The 23,170-nt window shown below is 69.6% G+C and carries 20 protein-coding genes and 1 pseudogene; 16 read left to right on the top strand and 5 right to left on the bottom strand.

Annotated elements, in window-relative coordinates; genetic code table 11:
• Window positions 1–51: 51 nt before the first annotated feature.
• The 3 genes and pseudogenes from N416_RS0102175 to N416_RS0102165 all read left to right on the top strand — a co-directional run.
• Window positions 52–885 (top strand): annotated as a pseudogene (locus N416_RS0102175) (hypothetical protein); the annotation flags it as partial.
• 188 nt (window positions 886–1,073) lie between these two features.
• Window positions 1,074–1,562 carry a polyadenylate-specific 3'-exoribonuclease AS gene (locus tag N416_RS0102170; RefSeq protein WP_024440498.1) on the top strand — a complete coding sequence of 163 codons (489 nt, stop codon included), beginning with the start codon at window positions 1,074–1,076 and terminating at the stop codon, window positions 1,560–1,562.
• Between the two features lie 34 nt (window positions 1,563–1,596).
• Window positions 1,597–2,982 (top strand): class II 3-deoxy-7-phosphoheptulonate synthase, encoded by a 1,386-nt coding sequence (locus tag N416_RS0102165; RefSeq protein WP_024440497.1) that lies wholly within the window; start codon window positions 1,597–1,599, stop codon window positions 2,980–2,982.
• 28 nt (window positions 2,983–3,010) lie between these two features.
• Here the strand turns inward: N416_RS0102165 and N416_RS0102160 are convergent, their stop codons facing one another.
• Entirely contained in the window at window positions 3,011–4,228 is a 1,218-nt protein-coding gene (locus N416_RS0102160; RefSeq protein ID WP_231383960.1) for a protein kinase, read from the bottom strand.
• 52 nt (window positions 4,229–4,280) lie between these two features.
• Here N416_RS0102160 and N416_RS0102155 point away from each other — a divergent pair, with 52 nt between their 5' ends.
• Window positions 4,281–4,685 (top strand): Rv2175c family DNA-binding protein, encoded by a 405-nt coding sequence (locus N416_RS0102155; RefSeq protein WP_024440495.1) that lies wholly within the window; start codon window positions 4,281–4,283, stop codon window positions 4,683–4,685.
• A 4-nt stretch (window positions 4,686–4,689) separates the two neighbouring features.
• Here the strand turns inward: N416_RS0102155 and N416_RS0102150 are convergent, their stop codons facing one another.
• A complete protein-coding gene (locus N416_RS0102150; protein ID WP_024440494.1) occupies window positions 4,690–6,270 on the bottom strand; it encodes an alpha-(1->6)-mannopyranosyltransferase A in 1,581 nt (526 codons plus the stop codon).
• Between the two features lie 15 nt (window positions 6,271–6,285).
• Window positions 6,286–7,335 carry a bifunctional (2E,6E)-farnesyl/geranyl diphosphate synthase gene (idsA2, locus tag N416_RS0102145; RefSeq protein WP_036457098.1) on the bottom strand — a complete coding sequence of 350 codons (1,050 nt, stop codon included), beginning with the start codon at window positions 7,333–7,335 and terminating at the stop codon, window positions 6,286–6,288.
• 223 nt (window positions 7,336–7,558) lie between these two features.
• On the opposite strand from idsA2, the gene N416_RS0102140 reads away from it, so the two are divergent.
• Entirely contained in the window at window positions 7,559–8,452 is an 894-nt protein-coding gene (locus N416_RS0102140) for a mycobacterial-type methylenetetrahydrofolate reductase (RefSeq protein WP_024440492.1), read from the top strand.
• Between the two features lie 3 nt (window positions 8,453–8,455).
• Here the strand turns inward: N416_RS0102140 and N416_RS0102135 are convergent, their stop codons facing one another.
• Complete coding sequence (locus N416_RS0102135) at window positions 8,456–9,109, bottom strand: DUF3153 domain-containing protein (RefSeq protein ID WP_036457030.1); 654 nt, start codon at window positions 9,107–9,109, stop codon at window positions 8,456–8,458.
• 145 nt (window positions 9,110–9,254) lie between these two features.
• Window positions 9,255–9,872 (bottom strand): N-acetyltransferase, encoded by a 618-nt coding sequence (locus N416_RS23070; protein ID WP_024440490.1) that lies wholly within the window; start codon window positions 9,870–9,872, stop codon window positions 9,255–9,257.
• 239 nt (window positions 9,873–10,111) lie between these two features.
• Here N416_RS23070 and N416_RS0102125 point away from each other — a divergent pair, with 239 nt between their 5' ends.
• From N416_RS0102125 to ftsW, 11 genes are all read left to right on the top strand, one after another.
• The gene (locus N416_RS0102125) at window positions 10,112–10,516 is read left to right on the top strand and encodes a DUF3040 domain-containing protein (RefSeq protein ID WP_024440489.1); all 405 of its coding nucleotides are present in this window, start codon (window positions 10,112–10,114) and stop codon (window positions 10,514–10,516) included.
• 325 nt (window positions 10,517–10,841) lie between these two features.
• Complete coding sequence (gene mraZ, locus N416_RS0102120; RefSeq protein WP_024440488.1) at window positions 10,842–11,273, top strand: division/cell wall cluster transcriptional repressor MraZ; 432 nt, start codon at window positions 10,842–10,844, stop codon at window positions 11,271–11,273.
• On the top strand, window positions 11,248–12,474 hold the full coding sequence (rsmH, locus tag N416_RS0102115) for a 16S rRNA (cytosine(1402)-N(4))-methyltransferase RsmH (protein ID WP_081654426.1): 1,227 nt from the start codon (window positions 11,248–11,250) through the stop codon (window positions 12,472–12,474). Before mraZ ends, rsmH begins: the two co-directional genes overlap by 26 nt.
• Entirely contained in the window at window positions 12,471–13,523 is a 1,053-nt protein-coding gene (locus N416_RS0102110; protein WP_369797560.1) for a hypothetical protein, read from the top strand. Before rsmH ends, N416_RS0102110 begins: the two co-directional genes overlap by 4 nt.
• Window positions 13,520–15,526 carry a penicillin-binding protein 2 gene (locus tag N416_RS0102105; protein ID WP_024440485.1) on the top strand — a complete coding sequence of 669 codons (2,007 nt, stop codon included), beginning with the start codon at window positions 13,520–13,522 and terminating at the stop codon, window positions 15,524–15,526. The genes N416_RS0102110 and N416_RS0102105 overlap by 4 nt, the downstream gene beginning before the upstream one ends.
• 142 nt (window positions 15,527–15,668) lie before the next feature.
• Window positions 15,669–15,917 (top strand): hypothetical protein, encoded by a 249-nt coding sequence (locus tag N416_RS0102100; protein WP_024440484.1) that lies wholly within the window; start codon window positions 15,669–15,671, stop codon window positions 15,915–15,917.
• Between the two features lie 93 nt (window positions 15,918–16,010).
• Complete coding sequence (locus N416_RS0102095) at window positions 16,011–17,549, top strand: UDP-N-acetylmuramoyl-L-alanyl-D-glutamate--2,6-diaminopimelate ligase (protein WP_024440483.1); 1,539 nt, start codon at window positions 16,011–16,013, stop codon at window positions 17,547–17,549.
• A complete protein-coding gene (gene murF, locus N416_RS0102090; protein WP_024440482.1) occupies window positions 17,546–19,045 on the top strand; it encodes a UDP-N-acetylmuramoyl-tripeptide--D-alanyl-D-alanine ligase in 1,500 nt (499 codons plus the stop codon). The genes N416_RS0102095 and murF overlap by 4 nt, the downstream gene beginning before the upstream one ends.
• Complete coding sequence (gene mraY, locus N416_RS0102085; protein WP_024440481.1) at window positions 19,042–20,121, top strand: phospho-N-acetylmuramoyl-pentapeptide-transferase; 1,080 nt, start codon at window positions 19,042–19,044, stop codon at window positions 20,119–20,121. The genes murF and mraY overlap by 4 nt, the downstream gene beginning before the upstream one ends.
• A 1-nt stretch (window position 20,122) precedes the next feature.
• A complete protein-coding gene (gene murD / locus N416_RS0102080) occupies window positions 20,123–21,640 on the top strand; it encodes a UDP-N-acetylmuramoyl-L-alanine--D-glutamate ligase (protein WP_231383972.1) in 1,518 nt (505 codons plus the stop codon).
• Window positions 21,637–23,169: a putative lipid II flippase FtsW gene (ftsW, locus tag N416_RS0102075; protein WP_024440479.1), complete on the top strand. Its 1,533-nt coding sequence runs from the start codon at window positions 21,637–21,639 to the stop codon at window positions 23,167–23,169. The genes murD and ftsW overlap by 4 nt, the downstream gene beginning before the upstream one ends.
• The last annotated feature ends 1 nt before the right edge of the window (window position 23,170 follow it).

Raw genomic sequence — 23,170 nt, 5'->3', positions numbered from 1 at the left:
TCCCTGTGGCGATCCCGGCGTGGTGTGCCGCGAGGGCGTACGTTGCATTAGGTGCTGGAATGGTTGCGCGAGGACATCGTCGGCCGTGGCAGGCTGCCGTTGCTCGGCTGTTTGCTGGCCTTCCTGGTGACCTTTCTGGTAACCCGCACCGTGGTGCGCTACATCCGCAGCCAGGCCGCAAATCCTGACCCGCCGCGGTGGTGGCAGCCCCGCAATCTGCACTTCGGCTCCAAGCACATTCACCACGTCGTCTTCGGAGTCTTGTTGGTGATGGTCGCCGGAGTGACTCTGGTGGCCGCCGGGCCGAACGCGCACGAGCCGGCGTTCAGCCTGGCGGCGATAGCGTTCGGGATCGGGGCGGCGCTGGTGCTCGACGAGTACGCGCTGATCCTGCACCTGTCCGACGTGTACTGGGAGGAGGACGGGCGCGCTTCGGTCGATGCCGTGTTCGCCGCCGCCGCGGTCGCGGGGTTGTTGGTGCTGGGGTTCCACCCGCTGACGTTTTTGGTGGGGACGTGGCACGATACGTCGTCGCCGTGGATTCGCGCCGGGGTGTTCATCGGCCTGGTGACGGCGTTGCCGTTGGGCGTGATGGTGTTGTTGAAAGGCAAGGTGTGGACCGGGTTGATCGGGATGTTCTTTGTTCCGCTGCTGGTGGTGGGTGCGGTGCGGCTGTCCCGGCCGCACGCGCCCTGGGCGCGGTGGCGCTACCTGCCTGATCGGGCGCGGATGCACCGGGCGCTGGAGCGGGAGCGCCGGCTGCGCCGGCCGGTGATCGCGGCCAAGCTCTGGTTGCAGGATGCGGTCGCGGGCCGGCCGCAGGTGCCCGATGAGCGGGCCGTCGACGCCGAGCTCGATCGTGAGGTGCGGGAGGCCTCCGCCCCGACGGTGCGGTTCATGGCCCCCCGGCAGCAGGTGCCCATCGGCAGGCCGCCGGTCCGGCCGGCGCCCGCCGCGGGTGTTGCCGGTCGCTCGGGGCCCAACCGGGCGGTTTCGGAGGCTTCGGCGCCGACCCGGCCCTTCTCGGCGCCGCTGTCGTCTCCCCGGATACACCGGCCGGGCAGGCCGTGGCAGTGAGGTACTTCTACGACACCGAATTCATCGAGGACGGCCGCACCATCGAGCTGATCTCGATCGGCGTGGTCGCCGAGGACGGGCGCGAATACTATGCGGTCTCGACCGAATTCGACCCGGATCGGGCCGGGTCGTGGGTCCGTACCCATGTCCTGCCCAAGCTGCCGTCGCCGGCTTCCCAGGTGTGGCGCTCGCGTAGCCGTATCCGCGCGGATCTGGAGGAGTTCTTCGGAGTCGAGCGCGGGGATCCGATCGAGTTGTGGGCGTGGGTGGGCGCCTATGACCACGTGGTGCTGTGCCAGTTGTGGGGCACCATGCCCGATCTGCCGGCGCCGATTCCGCGCTTCACCCACGAGCTTCGGCAACTGTGGGAAGACCGGGACCGGCCGCGGCTGCCACCGCGGTCGACGGGCAGTCACGATGCGCTGGTGGACGCCCGCGACCAGTTGCGCCGTTTCCAGGTGATCACCCGGACTGAACTGGCCTGATCAGGCAGGGTCGGCGCCCGGCTACCATGGTCGGGTGAACTGGACCGTTGACGTACCCATCGACCAGCTGCCGGCGCTGCCGCCGCTGCCCGCGGATCTGCGCGAGCGCCTCGACGCCGCGCTGGCCCGGCCGGCCGTCCAGCAGCCGAGCTGGCCCGCTGACCAGGCCAAGGCCATGCGGACCGTGTTGGAGAGCGTTCCGCCGATCACGGTGGCCTCCGAAATCGAGCGGCTCAAGGTACAGCTGGCCCAGGTCGCCCGCGGGGAGGCTTTCCTCCTGCAGGGCGGCGACTGCGCGGAGACTTTCACCGACAACACCGAGCCGCACATCAAGGGCAACATCCGCACTCTGCTGCAAATGGCGGTGGTGCTGACCTACGGCGCCAGCATGCCCGTGGTGAAGATGGCTCGCATCGCCGGTCAGTACGCCAAGCCGCGCTCTGCTGACATCGACTCGCTGGGGCTGAAGTCCTACCGCGGCGACATGGTCAACGGCCTGGCCCCGGATGCCGAATCGCGTGAACACGACCCGTCGCGTTTGGTGCGGGCCTACGCCAACGCCAGTGCGGCGATGAACCTGGTGCGGGCGCTGACGTCGTCGGGGCTGGCGTCGCTGGAGCTGGTGCACGACTGGAACAGGGAATTCGTCCGCACCTCGCCGGCGGGTGCCCGCTACGAGGCGCTGGCCGGTGAGATCGACCGCGGCCTGAAGTTCATGAGCGCGTGTGGGGTCGCCGACCGGGAGTTGCAGACCGCCGAGATCTACGCCAGCCACGAGGCGCTGGTACTCGACTACGAGCGGGCCATGCTGCGGATGGCCGACATCTCGGGCTCCCCGCAGCTCTACGACCTGTCGGCGCACTACGTGTGGATCGGGGAGCGGACCCGCCAGCTCGATCACGCACACATCGCGCTCGCCGAGGTGATCGCCAACCCGATCGGGGTCAAGCTCGGTCCCACCACGACGCCGGACCAGGCAGTTGAATACGTGGAACGCCTTGACCCGCACAATGTTCCGGGGCGTCTGACGCTGATCAGCCGGATGGGCAACAGTAAGGTGCGTGACCTGCTTCCGGGCATCATCGAGAAGGTGCAGGCCACCGGTCATCAGGTGATCTGGCAGTGCGACCCGATGCACGGCAACACCCACGAAGCCTCCACCGGTCACAAGACCCGGCACTTCGACCGGATCGTCGACGAGGTCCAGGGCTTCTTCGAGGTGCATCACGCACTGGGCACCCACCCCGGCGGCATCCACCTGGAGTTCACCGGGGAGGACGTCACCGAGTGTCTCGGTGGCGCCCAAGACATTTCGGATGCGGACCTGGGCGGCCGCTACGAGACCGCGTGCGACCCGCGGCTCAACACCCAGCAGTCGCTGGAGCTGTCCTTCCTGGTCGCGGAGATGCTGCGCGGCTAGCTGGTTCCCGTGCTCGGCGTGGGCGCGGTTACAGCAGCGCGCCGACGTTGTTGCCCAGCGCCCACGCCAACGCGGCGACCAGTGTCGTGGTTGCGAACAACACGGCGAGCCAGATGACCACCATCCGGCGCGCGTGTTGGCGCTCCAACACAAAGCGGCTCAGTTCGACGCCGCCGAACTGCCCTGTCACCAACTCGTATTGGGTGTCGGTGTCCTCCACCCAGTCCGCCGGTCCGCGGGTCATGTGCAGTGTCTGATGTTGCGGTACCTGGTGTTGCGATGTCGGGTGTTGGGGCGGCGCTGGGTGCTCGGCGGCGCGCCGTGCCGGGGCGGCGGCGTTGTGCTGGGCGGAGTTTCGGGGGGCCGGCACCCGGAACGCCGGCAGCGCCAGCCGCTCGGTGATCGCGTCGACCGCCTGCGCCATCTCGAGCGCGTCGGCGTAACGCTCCGCCGGTTCGCGGGCGGTGGCCCGGGCCACCAGGTCGTCGAATTCGCCGGGGACTCCGTCGATAGCCGAACTCGGCGCGGGTACATCGTGGTCCAGACGTTGGTAGGCCACCGTCAACGACGAATCACCGGAGAACGGCGTGTGGCCGGTCAACAGCTCGTAGGTGAGCACGCCGGCCCCGTACACGTCGCTGGCGGGGCCGGCATTACCGTCCCGGACCTGTTCGGGGGACAGGTAGGCCGCGGTGCCCAAAATCACGTTGGTGGAAGTGATTCCGGCCGCGGCGATAGCGCGCACCAACCCGAAGTCGACCACTTTCACGTCGCCGTCATCGGAGATCAGGATGTTCTCCGGTTTGATGTCGCGGTGCACCAGCCCGGCCTGATGCGCGATCCCCAGGGCTCCCAGCACCGGCCGCAACACCGCGGCGACCGCGTGCGGCGGCATCGGGCCACGTTCGTTGAGCAACTCCCGCAGGGTTCCGCCCTCGACGAGTTCCATGACCAGAAACGGCTGCCCGGGATCGTGCGGGGTGCCGAAGCCCTGGTCGTACACCGCCACCAAACCCGGGTCCTTGAGCCGGGCGACCGCGCGGGCCTCGAGCTGGAAGCGGGTCAGGAACTGCTGGTCGCCGGCGTAGCGCAGATCCATCACCTTGACCGCGACCGGGCGGTCCAGGCGCTCGTCCAGACCGCGGTACACCGTGGAGGTACCGCCGGTGGCGATCCGGGCGCCCACCCGGTACCGGCCGTCGAGCAGCGCGCCCTCCAGCGGGTCGCCGCCCCACGCTCCAGTCACCTGGTCATGGTATGTGTGCGGGTGGCCGGTCCGGCGGCTTTAAACTTGTGTCGTGAGCAGCATTCCGGCCTCCGAAGACGTACTTGAGCCCGACGAACCGACCTTTGACCTGCCGACAGTCGCCGAAATGCTCGGGGTACCGGTCACCAAAGTGCACCAGTTCCTGCGTGATAACCACCTGGTCGCGGTGCGGCGGTCCGGCGTGCTGGTGGTCCCGCAGGTGTTTTTCACCGCCGAGGGGGACGTCGTCAAGAGTCTGCCCGGACTACTGGCCGTGCTGCACGACGGTGGCTATCAGCAGACCGACATCGTGCGGTGGCTGTTCACCCCGGATTCGTCGCTGTCGTTGACCCGCGACGGGGCGCGGGAGTCGGTAAACAACGCTCGCCCGATCGATGCGCTGCACGCCCACGAGGCTCGTGAGGTGATGCGCCGGGCGCAGGCCATGGCGTACTGAGGTTTCAGGCAGCGTCGAGGGCGGGCGCCTGTTCGGCCCGCGACAGCCGGTACCAGGCATACACGGCGCATCCGGTCGCGCCGATCACCTGCAGCCAGGTGTACATACCGTGCGAGCCGTCGGGTTTGAAGATCACCATGATCCAGGTCGACGCCGCGGCGATCGCGGCGATCGCGGTCGGTGAGCGGACCACGGTGGCCGCCACCGCCAGTGGCCAGGTGTAGTACCAGGGCAAGGCGGCGGGCACGAACAGCACCACCACCAGCATGGCCCAGGCGATCCCGGCCACCGCAGCGCGATCGTCGCGCCGCGCCCGCCACCACAGCACCGGCAGCACTAGCCCGATCACCACGACCCCGCTGATCCGGGTGACGTGCAGGACGGCATAGAAGTTGACCGGGGCGAACAATCCGCCGACGGCGTGGATCAGATTGGCGGCCGCGGTCGGCACGGTGAGCCAGTTGATGATCTTGACGTTGCCGGCCAGCAGCGCGGTCAACCAGCCCATGCCCACTCCGGCCAGGGCGGACAACACCGCGAACACCGCGACGATGATCGCCGTGGACACCGCTGATGCGGCGACGAAGGCGACCGCCGTCGGATAACCGCGGGATTTCTGCCGCGGTTCCAGCTTCGGCTCTGCTTCGTCGAGCCTCGCTGAACCGCGGGATTCCTGCAGGCGGCGCATCCAGATCCACACCAGGAACGGCAATGCGATTGCGGCGGTTGCCTTTACCGCCGCCGCCAGCGCCACCAGCGTTATCCCGGCCAGGTGGCGGCGTTCGAGGGTCAGCGCGATCCCGGCGATCACCAGGCCGACCATCAGCATCTCGTTGTGGACCCCGCCCATCAGGTGGATGATCACCAGCGGGTTGAGCACGGCCAGATACAGCGCCGCGGGCGCGCTGCCACCGACGCGGGTGGCCACCCGGGGGGCGGCCCAGATCAGCAGCGCCAGCCCGGGCAGCATGCACAAGCGCAGCAGCATGGTGCCGGCCACCACGTTGTTGCCGACCAGCATCGTGACGAGCTTGGCGACCAGGATGAACGCCGGGCCGTACGGTGCCGTCGTCGCCGCCCAGATCGGGCTGACATCGTCGAGCAGGGGGTTGGGGTTGTCGACCGGCCCCACCAAGTAGGGGTCGAATCCATCCCGCAGCAGGGCGCCCTGGGCCAGATAGGAATAGGTGTCGCGGCTGAACACCGGGACCGACAGCAACAACGGCGCCAGCCAGAAGCCGGTGGTGGCGATCAACGTGTAGGTGCTCACGGTGCCCTCGATCACCCGCCGCCCCAGGCCGAGCCAGGCCACCAGCATCACCGCGACCCCGGCCCACAGCAGCACCGACGACAGCACCAGGCCGTGGCCGAAGCGCAGCCAGGACAGATGCAGCCCGTCCAGCACCGGGTCCTGGATGCGGGTGCTGCCGGCGCCCAAGCCGCCCAGCGTGATCAGCAGGGCGCCCAGGCAGCCGAGCCACGCCGCTCCGGCCTGCTCGCCGGCGGCGAACTGCCGCAGTCGGGATAGGCCGCTGACGGCGTCGCGGGACGCACCGGGGACCGGTGGGGTGGTGGGATTCGACATCGGCGCTCCGGGCGATCAGGCGGACCGGTCGGCGACCCGGCGAGCCAGGTCGGTCAGTCCGGCTTTGGCAACCTCGTCAATGGGTGCGGCCGCCAGCGCGGCCAGGGCGCGGCGGGTCAGCAGATCGATACGGTCCTCCACGGCTGCCAGCGCGCCGACCGCCTCGATCATCTCGCACAGTTCGCGGACCTGCGCCTCGGTCAGCGCGGTGCCGATCGCGCTGCGTAACCGATTGGCCGCCACCGGATCCGACTTGTCGGCCAGCTCAACGGCCTCAGCCAGCAGCACGGTGCGTTTGCCCGAACGCAGGTCGTCGCCGGAAGGCTTGCCGGTCACCGCCGGATCGCCGAACACCCCCAGCACGTCGTCGCGCAGCTGGAACGCCACGCCCAGGTCGGTGCCGAGTTCGTGGAACAGCGCGTGGATGTCGGGCCGGTCGGCCGCGGCGGCCACGCCCAGCTGCAACGGCCGCACCACCGTGTAGGAGGCGGTTTTATAGGTGTTGACGCGCATCGCCGAGGCGATCGAGTCCACCCCGCTGGATTCGGCGACGATGTCGAGGTACTGGCCGCCCAGCACCTCGGTCCGGATGTCCGACCAGACGCCCCGCACGCGCCGCCGGGCGTCGGCCGGCAGATCGGCCCCGGCGACGATGTCGTCAGCCCACACCAGCGCCAGGTCGCCGAGCAGGATGGCGGCCGACATCCCGAACTGGTCGGCCGATCCGCGCCATCCGCGGGCGCGGTGCAGCTCGGCGAACTTGCGGTGGGTGGTGGGGCTGCCGCGTCGGGTGGCTGAGGCGTCGATCACGTCGTCGTGCACCAGCGCGCAGGCGTGCAGCAACTCCAGCGCGGAGAACAGCAGCAGTTCGCCGTCGTCGGCATCACGTCCGGTGATGGCACGCCAGCCCCAGTAGGCGAACGCCGGGCGCAGTCGTTTGCCGCCGATGAGCACGAATTCTTCGAGGCCGGTGATCAACGCCTCGTAGTCGTCGCCGATGTAGGCGGTCTCGGTGCGGCGGGTGCGCAGGTGGGAGCGCAGCGTTTCGGTGACGGCCGCGGCCAGCTCGGCGGCCGACGGTGTAGTCGCTGCGGATGCCTTGAAACTCAGCTCGGCGCCCCTTTCTGTGCTGCCCGGCCGGGGACCCCCAGCGTGGGTCCAGCGTAGAGTGTGCCACCACAGCCGGGGGGACTCAGGCCGGTAGCGGCCGGAGGCGGCCAACGCTGCCCGTTCCTGCCCTGTGGCACTGTTGACTGTCTGTCGACTGTCTTTCATGAGGAGCTGGTACGTGACCTTGAACACCGTCGCACTCGAGCTTGTCCCACCGAACGTGGAAAAGGGCCCCGAGCAGACGATCGAAGAGGCGCACAAGGTTGTGCGGTTTGCGGCCGAGGCCGGCCTCGAGGGGCGGATCCGCCACATCCTGATGCCGGGGATGATCGACGAGGACGATGACCGCCCGATCGAGATGAAGCCCAAGCTCGACGTGCTGGACTTCTGGAACGCGATTCGGCCCGAGCTGCCGGGCATGGCCGGGTTGTGCACTCAGGTCACCTCGTTCTCCGACGAGGCGGCGCTGCGGAGCCGGCTGGGTGACCTGACCGGCGCGGGGATCGAGGGCGTGGTCTTCGTCGGCGTGCCCCGCACCATGGCCGACGGCGAGGGGGCGGGGGTGCCGCCGACCGACGCGCTTGCGACCTTCCGCGCCGACGTGGCCAACCGCGGCGTCATCTTGATTCCCACCCGGGCCGACGAGATCGGCCGGTTCAACTTCAAATGCGAGCGCGGGGCGACGTTCGGGCTGACCCAGCTGCTGTATTCCGACGCGATCGTGCCGTTCCTGACCGAGTTCGCCAAGCACAGCGAAGCGCGCCCGGAACTGTTGCTGTCGTTCGGCTTCGTGCCGTCGTTCGAAAACCGGATCGGGCTGATCAACTGGCTGATTCAGGATCCGGGCAACGCGGCGGTGGCCGCCGAACAGGACTTCGTCAAGACGCTCGCCGACAGTGACCCCGACCAGCGGTGCAAGCTGATGCTCGACCTGTACAAGCGGGTGATCGACGGCGTCGCCGACCTGGGCTTCCCGCTGAGCATCCATTTCGAGGCCACCTACGGGGTGTCCGCGGCGGCATTCCGCACCTTCGCGCAGATGCTGGAGTACTGGTCGCCCGAGACCCGCTGATCCTCAGCCGGCGCTGTCGTCGGGGGAGCGCAAGCGCGGCGAGCGGTCCCGCCCGTACCAGGCGATTGCCGCGACCGCGCCCGCCGCGGCAAGCGTGGACAGGGTCAGCCACAGCGCCGCGTGGGCGAAGGAGCGGGTGCTGGGATCGGTGTAGCGGGCTTGGGCGCTCATGGTGCTCACCACGCCTGGCTTGAGCCGCCACTGCACGGTGTCACTGCCGATGCGTTCGCCGTTGGTGGAGGTCACCTCGCCGGGGAACGCGACGCTCAACGCGACGTCGGCCTCCGGGTCGCCCAGCGAGGTGAGATCCACCCGGCCTTCCAGGATCACCAGGTTGCCGGCGCGGCGCAGCGAGAGGTCCACCCCGGCTGCGTCGCGGTGCATTTGGGCCAGCTGCGGCAGTTCGGCGAAGGTCAGGTCGGAGAACACCGCCTGCGAGCCGACATAGCCGTCCCTGCTGTAGTTGGAGATCGCGACCTTCTGCGGGAACGGCAGGTCGGCGGTGAGCTTGGGGCCGGTGTCGTTGTCGTTGCGCGGCTTGGCCGCAACGACGATCTGGCCGGAGACCTGATCGTTGGGGGAGACGGTGATGTTGGCCCGGATACGCACGCACCCGGCCAACGGCGCCGCGATCAGCAGGAGCGCGACCAGGGCCACCAGGCGACGGTAGGTGCCCCACTGTCGAAACCGGCGCTGAGCGGGCGCGGGAACGGGTTGCCGAGCGGGCTGTAGCGAACGCCGAACATGCACGACGTCATCGTGCCAGACCAGTCGGCGGGTCCGGTGACGACGCGGCGCTTGGCTACAACGGCAGCGCCCGGCCCAAGATGGCGAATGGCCGGGGATCGCCGGCGAAGTGATGACCGCGGATGACGTCGGTGAAGCCCAGCCGCCGGTACAACCGCCAGGCGCGGTTGTCTTCGCCATTGGTCTCCGGTGTGGACAGCAGCACGTTGGCTTCGGGCCGCCCGGCCAGCAGACGGCGCGCCAGGGCCTCACCCAGGCCGCTGCCCTGCGCGCGCGGCGCGACATGCAATTCGGTCAGCTCGAAGTAACTGGCCATCAGCCGCGCGATGTCGGGGTGGGGCAGGCCGCGGCGCTGCAGGCCCAGCACCACCTGCTGCTGCCACCACTGGTCGGGCGCGCCGCAGTAGCCGTAGGCCACACCCAGCAGCTGGGCGCCTTTCGGTCCGCCCGGCGCGGCGTCCAGCTGACGAATCTCACCGACGTCGCCGGCTTGGTTGTCGGCGAAGGCGGCCACCGCCCGCCAGCCACTGCGGCGGGTGTGATCGAGCCACATCGCGGCGCGTTGGCTCTCGGTGCCCGGCGGGTAGCCCATCGCAGTGACGTAGACGCGCAGCGCCGCACCGAGGTGATCGGCCATTTCGCGCGGCGACATGTCGAGGAGGAAGGTCACCAACGTGCAGGTTCCTTTCCCGCAGAAGTGGGAGCGTGCGCGATGCCGGAGTCCCATTATCGGCGATTGCGTCCGGCGGCGTCGGCCGTTGTGGATCGGCATCGCCACGCCGCCGCTACAATCGGCTGGTGAAGCCTGTGGTACGGCGCAGGCCTACCTCGTATTATCAGTGTTAGCTGCCCGCACCAGTCCGTATCGCGCCGTGGGCAGTGACATGAGCGGCCGTCGGCAAGGAGGGACGAATGCCACTCTCCGATCATGAACAGCGCATGCTCGACGAGATCGAGAGCGCGCTGTACGCCGAGGACCCCAAGTTCGCTTCCAGCGTTCGCGGCGGTGCCCTGCGTACCCCGACCACCCGCCGAAGGGTGCAGGGTATGACCTTGTTGGTGGTCGGTCTGGTGATGCTGGTCTCGGGTATCCCGTTCTATGCGACCACCGTCAATTCGGCGTTTCTGATTCTGAGTGTGCTGGGCTTCGTGGTCATGTTCGGTGGGGTGGTGTTCGCCATCACCGGCAACCACGCGGCCGCCGGCCGCGACGGTGCGGCGAAGCCGGGCGGTGGCGCGCAGCGGCGCGTCAAGGGTGGCGGCGGCACGTTCGCCAGCCGCATGGAAGACCGTTTCCGTCGCCGGTTCGAGCCGTAGGCCGATCCAGCGGCACGTGATGTAGAAGGGGCAGCCGATCGGCTGCCCCTTTTTTTCTGCGCGGTCGTGGCGCGGTCATGGCGCGGTGGCCGCGGGGCCGGGTCTCCGGGGAGCACTTCGGGCGCGCGCCCCACCCCGCCCCACTTTCCTTCCATCCGCTCTGACCTGGGTTTTTGACGCCCGATCGGGCTCCATTTGGCATGCCTGGGCGGCAAGATGGCCGATCCGGTGGGGCGTTGCGGTGGATTAGGCCTAGGAAATGGTGCGTAGTGGGGGATTGTGGGGTATCGTGGGCTGACGATGTCGACATGGCGGGAGGTGGCCGATGTTCCTCGGCACCTATACGCCCAAGCTCGACGACAAGGGGCGGCTGACACTGCCCGCCAAGTTTCGTGATGCGCTGGCAGGAGGGCTGATGGTCACCAAGAGTCAGGACCACAGCCTGGCCGTGTATCCCCGCGCGGAGTTCGAGCAGTTGGCCCGCCGGGCGGCCAAGGCTTCGCGCAGCAACCCGGACGCGCGAGCATTTCTGCGCAACCTGGCCGCCGCCACCGACGAACAGCACCCCGACGCCCAAGGCCGGATCACCCTGTCGCCCGACCACCGTCGCTACGCCAACCTGTCCAAGGAATGCGTGGTCATCGGGTCGGTCGACTACCTGGAGATCTGGGACGCACAGGCCTGGAGCGACTACCAGCAGACGCACGAAGAGAACTTCTCCGCGGCCAGCGATGAAGCACTCAGCGACATCATCTGAGGCGCACGCCCGTGCCTCGTGGCCTCTGTCCGAACCGACCCTGACGTACTTCCCCAACGTCAGGTTCGTGCCGTCGGGCAGGGACCTCGAGGTAAGGGCCTGCGGGCGAGTCGCGCGCAGTGTGGCCGGGCGACCGGGCCGGGCGCCGGCCGCACTTCGTGCCCATCACTGGCCGCATCAGGGAGGTGTTGCTGTGGCCGCACAGGGCGAATTCGGGCATGTACCGGTGCTGTTGGAGCGTTGCGTAGAACTGCTGGCTCCGGCATTGACCCGCCGATCGCCTGACGGCCGGGGCGCGACCCTGGTGGACGCCACCCTCGGCGCCGGCGGACATACGGAGCGGTTTCTGAGCCAGTTCCCCGGCCTGCGCGTCATCGGTCTGGACCGCGACACCACCGCACTTGACATCGCCAGTGCCCGGTTGGCCCGCTTCGCCGATCGATTCCAGACAGTGCGCACCCGATACGACGGCATTGCTGAAGCGCTGACCGAATCAGGCTTGGCCGCAACCGGATCGGTAGATGCGGTGTTGTTCGACCTCGGGGTGTCCTCGATGCAGCTCGACCGGGTGGAGCGCGGCTTCTCCTACGCGCAGGACGCGCCGCTGGATATGCGGATGGACCCGCAGGCCGACCTCACCGCCGCCGACATCGTGAACACTTACGACGCGGCGGCGCTGACCGACATTCTGCGGCGCTTCGGGGAAGAGCGTTTCGCCTCGCGGATCGCCTCCTACATCGTGCGCCGGCGGGCCCACACCCCGTTCACCTCGACCGGGGAACTGACAGAGCTGCTCTACGAGGTGATTCCAGCGCCGGCGCGACGCACCGGGGGACACCCGGCCAAACGCACCTTTCAGGCGCTGCGCATCGCGGTCAACGGCGAACTGGACTCACTGCGGGATGCGTTGCCGGCGGCGCTGGATGCGCTGGCGGTGGGTGGACGGGTGGCGGTGATGTCCTACCAGTCGTTGGAGGACCGCATCGTCAAGCAGCAGTTCGCTGCGGCCACCGCGTCGCGCACACCGGTGGGGCTCCCGGTCGAATTACCCGGTGACGAACCGAGATTCATCACGCTGACGCGGGGCGCCGAGAAGGCCGAGGCGGATGAGGTTGAACGTAACCCACGAGCGGGCTCGGTCAGGCTACGTGCGGTTGAGCGGGTCCAGGCCGGCCCGGTCGTGGCATCGAGGGGGAAGTGATGGCGACTAAGCGCAAGCCCGCGGTACGGCAGGGCGACCGTCGCCGTAACCCCGAGAGCGCAACCCGGACCGGCCCGCGGCGGGTCGCTGAGCAGACGCAGGCCCGAGGCCCACGGCGGCAGCGTGGGACCACGCCTACGGCGGGTCGCGAATCACGGCCGGGCACCGGCCCGCAGAAAGCGGCGCCGCTTCGTCCCGACCCCAGGCCGGTGCCGCCGAAGAGCACCAAGCAGGCCAAAGCGCGGGCGAAGGCACGCAAGGCCAAGGCACCCAAGGTTGTACGCGTCCCGCTGCGCGAACGTCTGATCGCTCGGCTGGCCTCGATCGACCTGCGACCGCGCACGCTGGCGGCCAAGGTTCCGTTCGTCGTGCTGATCATCGGCGCGCTCGGCATCGGGCTGGGAATCACCCTGTGGCTGTCGACGGACGCCGCCGAGCGGTCCTACCAGCTGGGCAACATCCGGGAGCACAACCGGGTCCTCATGCAGCAGAAGGAAGCGCTCGAGCGCGACGTGCTCACCGCCGAATCCGCACCGGCGCTTGCCGAGGCGGCCCGCGAACTGGGCATGATTCCCAGCCGCGACACCGCGCATCTGGTCCAGGACCCGATCGGCAACTGGGTGGTGGTCGGGACCCCGAAACCCGCCGACGGTGCGCCCCCGCCGCCACTGAACACCAAGCTGCCCGACGATGTCGCACCGCCGGCCGAGGTGCCGGTTCGGGTGCCCCCGGCCGGGCCGAAGCTCGACAGCCGGCACCTGCCGGCCGCAGTCCCGCCGGCTCCGGCGGTGCCCGGCGCGCCGCTGATCATTCCGGGCCTGCCGGGAGTTCCCGGCCTGCCTGCGGCCGGGCCATTGCCAGGGCCTGGCGCACAAGAGATCCCGCACCTGACCACGCCTTCGGTCATCCCGTCTGACGTCCTGCCGCCCGTCGCTGTGCCGCCCGGGCCGGTGCTGGCGCCCGAGTCCGTCCTGCCTCCGCAACCCCCGCAACCCCCGCTGCCGCCGGAAGTACCGGCGACGCCGGTGGCTCCGGGAGCCGCGCGATGAGACGGCCCGCGCGGGGAACCGGACCGGCACGTCGCGCCGACGGCTCGACCACAGCCGCCTCCCGAAAGACCCGCCGCTCCGTCACCACGCCCGCCAAGCCGGCCAAAGCCGCCAAGCCCGCTAAGGCGGCGAAAGCGTCCACCACAACCGGACATTCGGCCCGCGAGCGTCGCACCCGCCAAGCCACCGAGATGGGCCTGCGCAGCGCTTCGTTCGTCTTCCGGCACCGCACCGGCAACGCGGTCATCTTCCTGGTACTGGCACTGTCGGCGGCTCAGCTGTTCTACCTGCAGGTGCCGCGGGCCTCCGGGCTGCGTGCCGAGGCCGCCGGACAACTCAAGGTCACCGACGTCCAACAGGCGATGCGCGGCGACATCATCGACCGCACCGGGGACAAGCTCGCGTTCACCATCGAAGCCCGGGCGCTGTCCTTCCAGCCGGTCAAGATCGGCAAGCAGCTTGCCGACGCCAAGAAGAAGGATCCGTCCGCCCCCGATCCGCAGCTGCGGCTGCAGCAGATAGCCAAGGAGATCTCTACCCGCCTCGGTAACAAGCCGGACTCCGCAGCCCTGCTGAAGAAGCTGCGCAGCAACGAGACGTTCGTCTATCTCGCCCGTGCCGTCGACCCCGCGGTGGCCGAGATCATCACCGAGAAGTGCCCTGAGGTCGGAAGCGAGCGGCAGGATCTGCGCCAGTACCCGGGCGGCTCGCTGGCGGCCAACATCATCGGCGGCATCGACTGGGACGGCCACGGGCTGTTGGGTCTGGAGGACTCGATGGACGCGGTGCTGGCCGGAACGGACGGGTCGGTCACCTACGACCGCGGTTCGGACGGCGTGGTGATCCCGGGCAGCTACCGCAATCGGCACAAGGCCGTCAACGGGTCGACGATCCAGCTCACCCTCGACGACGACATTCAGTTCTATGTCCAGCAACAGGTGCAGCAGGCCAAGAACGTCACCGGCGCACACGATGTCACGGCCGTGGTGCTGGACGCCAAGAGCGGCGAGGTGCTGGCGATGGCCGGCGACAACACGTTCGACCCGTCCCAGGACATTGGGCGCCAGGAGGACCGCCAGCTCGGCAACCTGGCGGTGTCCTCGCCGTTCGAGCCGGGCTCGGTGAACAAGATCATCACCGCGGCCTCGGTCATCGAATACGGCCTCGGTCATCCCGACGACGTCCTGCAGGTGCCCGGATCGATCAACGTCGCAGACGTCACCGTCAGCGACGCCTGGGAGCACGGCGTCGCGCCCTACACCCTGACCGGAATCTTCGGGAAGTCCTCCAACGTCGGGACCCTGATGCTGGCTCAGCGGGTGGGGCCCGAGCGCTGGTTCGACATGGCGGAGAAGTTCGGGCTCGGACAGCGCACCGGTGTCGCGCTACCCGGTGAGAGCGCCGGTCTGCTGCCGCCGGTGGACCAATGGTCGGGCAGTTCCTTCGCCAACCTGCCTATCGGCCAGGGTCTTTCGATGACACTGCTGCAGATGGCCGGGATGTATCAGGCCATCGCCAACGACGGCGTGCGGATCCCGCCGCGTATCATCAAGGCGACCATTTCCCCCGACGGCGGCCGCGCCGAGGAACCGCGACCGGAGGGGGTCCGGGTGGTCTCGGAGCAGACCGCGGCGACCGTGCGCAACATGCTGCGCTCGGTGGTGCAACGTGATCCGACCGGTGTTCAGCAGGGCACCGGATGGCAGGCCGCTGTGGACGGCTATCAGATCGCCGGAAAGACCGGCACCGCACAGCAGATCAACCCGGCGTGCGGTTGCTACTACGACGACGTCTACTGGATCACCTTCGCCGGGATAGCGCCGGCGGACAATCCGCGTTACGTCATCGGCCTGATGATGAACAACCCGCATCGCGCCGCGGACGGCTCGCCGGGCACCTCGGCGGCACCGCTGTTCCACAACATCGCCGGGTGGTTGTTGCAGCGCCACAACGTGCCACTGTCGCCGGACCCAGGACCGCCGCTGGTCCTGCAGGCGATGTAGGCGCCACCCCCTGCCGCCGAACCGTCCACTGGCGTCCGCAAAAAAAGACGTGATTCCGCCGCGTTGGTGGTGATCGTGCGCTTATTGTGCGGACAACGCGGAGACGATAAGGGGGTTCCGCGCCGAAGAGAAAGGGTCGATCATGGCCCGAAAAACTATCGCTATTCCGGGTGTTCTCGCCGCGGCGGCAGGCGTCGTCGCGCTGGGGCTGCTCGGCACGCCCACCGGCACACCCATCGCAAGTGACCACCACGCCAGCGGCTGTTTCATGACGAAGCAGGGAACCTGCGAGGAAGTGCCGGACCCGACTCAGTACGGATGTCCGCCCGGGGACTTCCAGTGCATGTTCGACAAGAAGCTCAAGCAGCCACCGCCACCTTCTGACGGCTGAGGCCGTCGAGCCCACGCGCCTGCGCTGTGGACACGGCCCGCCTGGGTAGTCTCAGGGCCGATCCGGACGACCCGGCCGCAGCGGATGGAGGTGATGTTGGTGCCTGCTGCTCTGCGCCCCGACGTCGGTGCAGGCACGTCGCTGCGGGTGCTCGCAGCGCAGATCGGGGCGGTTGCGGTAGCCGGTGAGGCGGTTCCCGAGCTGCCCATTACCGGGTTGACGCTGCGCGCCCAGGACGTGCGGCCGGGTGACCTGTTCGCGGCGCTGCCTGGCGCGACCACCCACGGGGCACGATTCGCGGCCGACGCGGTCGCCCGGGGCGCGGTCGCGGTGCTTTCCGACGGGGCCGGGGCCGCCGAGATCGCCGACGCTGCAGCGCTACCCGGCATAGCTGTCCTGGTTCATCCGGCGCCCCGATCCGTGCTCGGCGAACTCGCGGCGCAGGTCTACGGACATCCGTGTGAGCAGGTCACCGTCATCGGCATCACCGGGACGTCGGGCAAGACCACCACCACCTATCTGGTCGAGGCCGGGCTGCGGGCTGCGGGTCGCACCGCCGGGCTGATCGGCACGGTCGGCGTCCGCATCGACGGCGTCGATCTTCCCAGCGCTTTGACCACCCCAGAGGCGCCCGCACTGCAGGCGCTGCTGGCCGCGATGGCACAGCGCGGGGTGGACACCGCGGTCATGGAGGTGTCCAGTCACGCCCTGACATTGGGCCGGGTCGACGGCACCCGGTTCGCGGTGGGCGCCTTCACCAACCTGTCTCGCGACCACCTCGACTTCCACCCGACCATGGCCGACTACTTCGAGGCCAAGGCTCGGCTGTTCGATCCGGCGTCGCCACTGCACGCGGCGCGGTCGGTGATCTGTATCGACGACGACGCCGGCGCGGCAATGGCGGCGCGGGCGACCGCGCCGGTCACTGTCAGCGCGACGGGCCGCCCCGCGGACTGGGGGGTGGAGCGGGTGAGCGGGGGCGAGTTCGTCGCCGTCGACCCCGCGGGTGTGCGCCACCCGGTCGGCATCGGCCTGCCCGGCGCCTACAACGTGTCCAATTGCCTTGTGGCGCTGGCTATTCTCGACGCAGTCGGGGTGTCGCCGGAGCAGGCGGCCCCCGGCCTGCGAGAGGCGCGGGTGCCGGGACGGATGGAGTCGATCGATCGGGGGCAGGGCTTCCTGGCGCTGGTCGACTACGCGCACAAGCCCGGGGCGCTGGCGGCGGTGCTGGCAACACTGCGCCAGGAACTGCGCGGCACCACCGGACGCCTGGCCGTGGTGTTCGGCGCCGGTGGCGACCGTGACCAGGGCAAGCGTGAGCCGATGGGGCGGATCGCCGCGGAGTCGGCCGACCTGGTCGTGATCACCGACGACAACCCGCGGGGCGAAGACCCTGCCGACATCCGGCGCGCCGTGTTGGCCGGTGCCGCCGCCGGCAGCGCTCAGGTGGTCGAGATCGGCGACCGGCGGGCCGCGATCGGGCACGCGGTGGCCTGGGCTCAGCCCGGCGACGTGGTGCTGATCGCGGGCAAGGGACACGAGACCGGGCAGACCGCCGCCGGGCACACCCAGCCGTTCGATGACCGGGTGGAGCTGGCCCGGGCGCTGGAAACGCGCGGGGAGCACGGATGATCGCGCTGACCGTCGCGCAGATCGCCGAGATCGTCGGCGGCCGGCTGGCCGACATCACCCCGGAGCAGGCCGAGCGCACCGTGGTCACCGGCCCCGTGGAATTCGACTCCCGCCGGATCGCCCCGGGCGCACTGTTTCTGGCGCTGCCCGGCGCGCAGGCCGACGGCCACGACCATGCGGCGTCGGCGGTCGATGCCGGCGCGGTGGCGGTGCTGGCCGCCCGTCCGGTCGGGGTGCCGGCCATTGTGGTGGAGCCGGTCGCCTCCGACAGTCGATCCGGTGCGCTCGAGCATGACGACGAGGCCGGCTCCGGCGCTGCGGTGCTGGCCGCACTGGCCAAACTGGCCGCCGCGGTGGCCGCCACCCTGGTGGCCGAGGGGCTGACGATCGTCGGCGTGACCGGGTCGTCGGGCAAGACCTCCACCAAGGACCTGATCGCCGCGGTGCTGGCGCCGTTGGGGGAGGTGATCGCCCCGCCCGGGTCGTTCAACAACGAGCTGGGCCACCCGTGGACGGTGCTGCGGGCCGACGAGAACACCGACTATCTGGTCCTCGAGCTGTCGGCGCGGCATCGCGGCAACATTGCCGCGCTGGCGGCGATCGCCCCGCCGCAGATCGCGGTGGTGCTCAACGTCGGGACCGCACACCTGGGCGAGTTCGGCTCCCGCGAGGCGATCGCCGAGACCAAAGCCGAGCTGGCCCAAGCTGTTCCGGAATCCGGCGTGGTGATCCTCAACGTCGACGACTCGGCGGTCGCCGCGATGGCCGACAAGACCGTCGCGCGGGTGGTACGGGTCAGCCGCTCCGCTCCCGCCGACGTGTGGGCCGGGCCGGTGGTGCTCGACGAGCTGGCCCGCCCGCGGTTCACCTTGCACTCGGGCGCAGGCGAATCGGAGGTACGGCTGGGCGTGTCCGGTGATCACCAGGTGGGCAACGCCCTGTGCGCCGCCGCCGTGGCCTTGGAATGCGGTGCCACGCCGCACCAGGTGGCCGACGCCCTGGCCGGTGCCGGACCGGCCTCGGCGCACCGGATGCAGGTCAGCACCCGCGCAGACGGCGTGACCGTGATCGACGACTCCTACAACGCCAACCCCGACTCGATGCGGGCGGCGCTGCAGGCGCTGGCCTGGATCGCCCGCGGTGAGAATCCGGGGGCGAAGCGCCGCACCTGGGCGGTGCTGGGGGAGATGGCCGAGCTCGGCGAGGACGCAATATCTGAGCATGACCGCATCGGGCGGCTCGCGGTGCGCTTAGATGTGTCTCGTCTCGTTGTCGTCGGAGTAGGGAGATCGATGGGCGCGATGCTGCACGGCGCAGTGATGGAGGGATCCTGGGGCGCCGAAGCCACCGCGGTACCCGACGTCGATGCCGCCCTGGCCCTGTTGCGCGCCGAGTTGCAGGCGGGGGACGTGGTATTGGTCAAGGCGTCGAACTCCGCGGGCCTGACCGCGTTGGCGCAGGCGCTGACCAGCGAAGACCCAGGAGATCGCCGATGATAATGGTCCTCATCGCGGCCGGAGTCGCGCTGCTGGTCGCGATCCTGCTGACCCCCGTGCTGATCCGGGTGTTCACCAAGCAGGGATTCGGCCAGGAGATCCGCGAAGACGGACCGGCCAGCCACCAGCGCAAACGCGGTACCCCGTCGATGGGCGGCGTGGCCATCGTGGCCGGGATCTGGGCGGGCTACCTGGCCGCTGAACTGGCCGGCCTGGTCTTCTACGGCACCGGGCCGACGGCCTCGGGCCTGCTGGTCCTGGGGCTGGCTACCGCGCTGGGCGGCGTCGGGTTCCTCGATGACCTGATCAAGATCCGGCGGTCGCGCAACCTCGGCCTGAACAAGACCGCCAAGACCATCGGGCAGGTCACCGCGGCCACCTTGTTCGGTCTGCTGGTGCTGTGCTTCCGCAACAGCTCCGGTCTGACCCCGGGCAGCCTGCAACTGTCCTATGTGCGCGACATCGCCACCGTCACGCTGCCCGCGGCGGCGTTCGTGCTGTTCGTGATCCTCATCGTCAGCGCCTGGTCGAACGCGGTGAACTTCACCGACGGCCTGGACGGGCTGGCCGCCGGATCCATGGCGATGGTCAGCGGCGCCTACGTGCTGATCACCGTGATGCAGCATCGCAACGCCTGCGCGAGCGCCCCTGGACTGGGCTGTTACAACGTGCGCGACCCGCTGGACCTGGCGCTGATCGCCGCCGCGACCGCGGGCGCCTGCATCGGATTCCTGTGGTGGAATGCCGCCCCGGCGAAGATCTTCATGGGCGACACCGGCTCGCTGGCGCTGGGCGGCGTGATCGCCGGAATGTCGATCACCACCCGCACCGAGATCCTCGCGGTGGTGCTCGGCGGGCTCTTCGTCGCCGAGATCACCTCGGTGGTGGTCCAGATCCTGGCGTTCCGCAGCACCGGCCGGCGGGTGTTCCGGATGGCCCCGTTCCACCACCACTTCGAGTTGGCCGGCTGGGCCGAGACCACGGTGATCATCCGGTTCTGGCTGCTCACCGCCATCGCCTGCGGATTGGGCGTCTCCATGTTCTACGGCGAGTGGTTCACCGCCGTTGGTGGCTGAGGTGGCCGGGTTGGCCCCGCTGTCTCCGGGAGCGCGGGTGCTGGTCGCCGGGGCCGGCATCACCGGCCGGGCCATCCTCACCGCGTTGGCGCCGTTCGAGCTGGACCTGACGCTGTGCGACGACAATGTTGCCGCGTTGCACGCCCACCCCGACGTCACGACCTGCAGCCCCGCCGAAGCCGCCGCGCAGATCGGCGGCTACGCGCTGGTGGTCACCAGCCCCGGATTCGGCCCGGACACACCGGTATTGGCCGCCGCCGCAGCGGCCGGCGTGCCGATCTGGGGTGACGTGGAGCTGGCCTGGCGGCTCGACGTCGCGGGCCACTACGGGCCGCCGCGGCGCTGGCTGGTGGTGACCGGCACCAACGGCAAGACCACGACCACCTCGATGTTGTACGCCATGTTGTCGGCCGCGGGCCGGCGTGCCCAGTTGTGCGGCAACATCGGCAGCCCCGTGCTGGATGTGCTGGGGGAGCCCGCCGGCGGTTCAGCGAGGCTCGACGGAGGAGAGCGGAAGCTGGGACCGCCGCATGAATCCGACGAGCTGGCCGTGGAGCTGTCCAGCTTCCAGCTGCACTGGGCCCCGTCGTTGCGCCCCGAGGCCGGCGCGGTGCTCAACATCGCCGAGGACCACCTGGACTGGCACGGCAGCATGGCCGCCTACACCGCCGACAAGGCCCGCGCGCTGGCCGGCCGGGTGGCGGTGGTCGGCATGGACGACGCCCGTGCCGCGGCGCTGCGCGACACCGCGCCTGCCCCGGTCAAGGTGGGTTTCCGGCTCGGCGAACCGGCGCCCGGTGAGCTCGGCGTGGTCGACGGCATGCTGGTCGATCGCGCCTTCGCCGATGAGGTGGCGCTGGCCCCGGTGGCGTCGATACCGGTGCCCGGCCCGGTCGGGATCCTGGATGCGCTGGCGGCCGCCGCGCTGGCCCGCAGCGTCGACGTGCCCCCCGAGGCGATCGCCGCGGCGCTGGCGTCGTTCCAGGTCGGCCGGCATCGCGCCGAACTGATCGTGGTCGACGGCGGGATCAGCTACGTCGATGATTCCAAGGCCACCAATCCGCACGCGGCCGAGGCATCGGTGCTGGCCCACCCGCGGGTGATCTGGGTGGCCGGGGGGCTGCTCAAGGGGGCCTCGGTCGAGCCGACCGTCGCCAGAATCGCTGCTCACCTGGCCGGGGCCGTATTGATCGGCCGAGATCGCGGCGAGGTTGCCAAGGCGTTATCACGACACGCACCGGATGTCCCCGTCGTCCACGTTGTGACGGGCGAGGATATTGATATGGGTGATACTGCTGTGTCTCCAGTTACTCATGTGAAGCGAGTAGCTGATGGGTCCAAAGAGACGCTGGGCTCCCGGGTGATGACCGCGGTGGTGGCCGCCGCCCGCGACCTGGCCCGGCCCGGGGACACGGTGCTGCTGGCGCCGGCGGGGGCATCCTTCGACCAGTTCGCCGGCTACGGTGCCCGGGGCGACGCGTTCGCCGCCGCGGCACGTTCCGCGGCAGGATCGGTGTGATCGGCATCCTGGCCCGGCTGCGGCGCGACGCCGGGGCCGCAGACGCCTCCTCCGACGAAACCGCTGTCACGGCCGCCAAGCCCGAGCCGCGCACCCGGTTCGGCGCCTGGCTGGGCCGGCCGATGACGTCGTTCCATCTGATCGTGGCGGTGGCCGCGCTGCTGACCACGCTCGGCCTGATCATGGTGCTGTCGGCCTCCGGGGTGGAGTCCTACGGCACCGATGGATCGGCGTGGCGGATCTTCGGCAAGCAGGTGCTGTGGACCGTGATCGGGTTGGTCGGCTGCTACGTGGCGTTGCGGATGCCGGTCCGGTTCATGCGGCGCATGGCTTTTGCCGGTTACGCCTTCACCATCGTGCTGCTGGTGCTGGTGCTGATCCCGGGCATCGGCACCTTGTCCAACGGTTCTCGCGGCTGGTTCGTCATCGCCGGCTTCTCCATGCAGCCCTCCGAGCTGGCCAAGATCGCCTTCGTCATCTGGGGTGCACACCTGTTGGCCAGTCGGCGCATGGAGCGGGCGACGCTGGGCGAGATGCTCGTCCCGCTGGTGCCGGCCGCCGTGGTCGCGCTGGTGCTGATCGTCGCCCAGCCCGACTTGGGGCAGACGGTCTCGCTGGGCATCATCCTGCTGGCGCTGCTGTGGTACGCCGGTCTGCCGTTGCGGGTGTTCCTCACGTCCCTGACGGCCATTGTCGCCGCCGCCGCGATCATGGCGGTGACCGAGGGCTACCGGTCCGACCGGGTGCGGTCCTGGCTGGACCCCGACGCCGACCTGCAGGGCGCCGGTTATCAGGCGCGTCAGGCGAAGTTCGCACTGGCCAACGGCGGCATCTTCGGCGACGGTCTGGGCCAGGGCACCGCGAAATGGAACTACCTGCCCAATGCGCACAACGACTTCATCTTCGCCATCATCGGCGAGGAGCTCGGCTTCATCGGCGGCTTCGGGCTGCTGGCGCTGTTCGGGTTGTTCGCCTACACCGGCATGCGGATCGCCAAGCGCTCCGCGGACCCATTCCTGCGGCTGCTGACCGCCGCCACCACGATGTGGGTGATCGGTCAGTCGTTCATCAACGTCGGCTATGTGATCGGGCTGTTGCCCGTCACCGGAATTCAGCTGCCGCTCATCTCTGCCGGCGGAACCTCCACGGCGACAACGCTGTTCATGGTCGGCATCATGGCCAACGCGGCCCGGCACGAACCGGAGGCCGTGGCGGCGCTGCGGGCCGGCCAGGACGACCGGATGAACCGGATACTGCGGCTGCCGCTACCCGAGCCCTACTCGCCGACCCGTCTTGAGGCTTTGCGTGACCGGCTGCGGACACGCTCACGGCCGGCCGCACGGCCACGAACGGCCCAGACGAGCGGACAGGCGCCGGCGCGGTCGGGCCGGCAGCGCGCCGCAGCGCAGGCGCCGGCCCGGGCAGCCGGTCGAGGCGCCGGGCGTGCAGGGCAAAATGGAGGCGGCCGGCGTCACGCCGGGGCGCGTCCGACTGGCGGACGCGTACGCGCATTGGAAGGTCAGCGATAGG

The organism is Mycobacterium sp. UM_WGJ (genome assembly GCF_000455125.1).
In the GTDB taxonomy this organism is placed as follows: Bacteria; Actinomycetota; Actinomycetes; order Mycobacteriales; family Mycobacteriaceae; genus Mycobacterium.
Note: the sequence above shows the minus strand (reverse complement) of the source record. Positions and strands in the feature narration are given on the sequence as shown.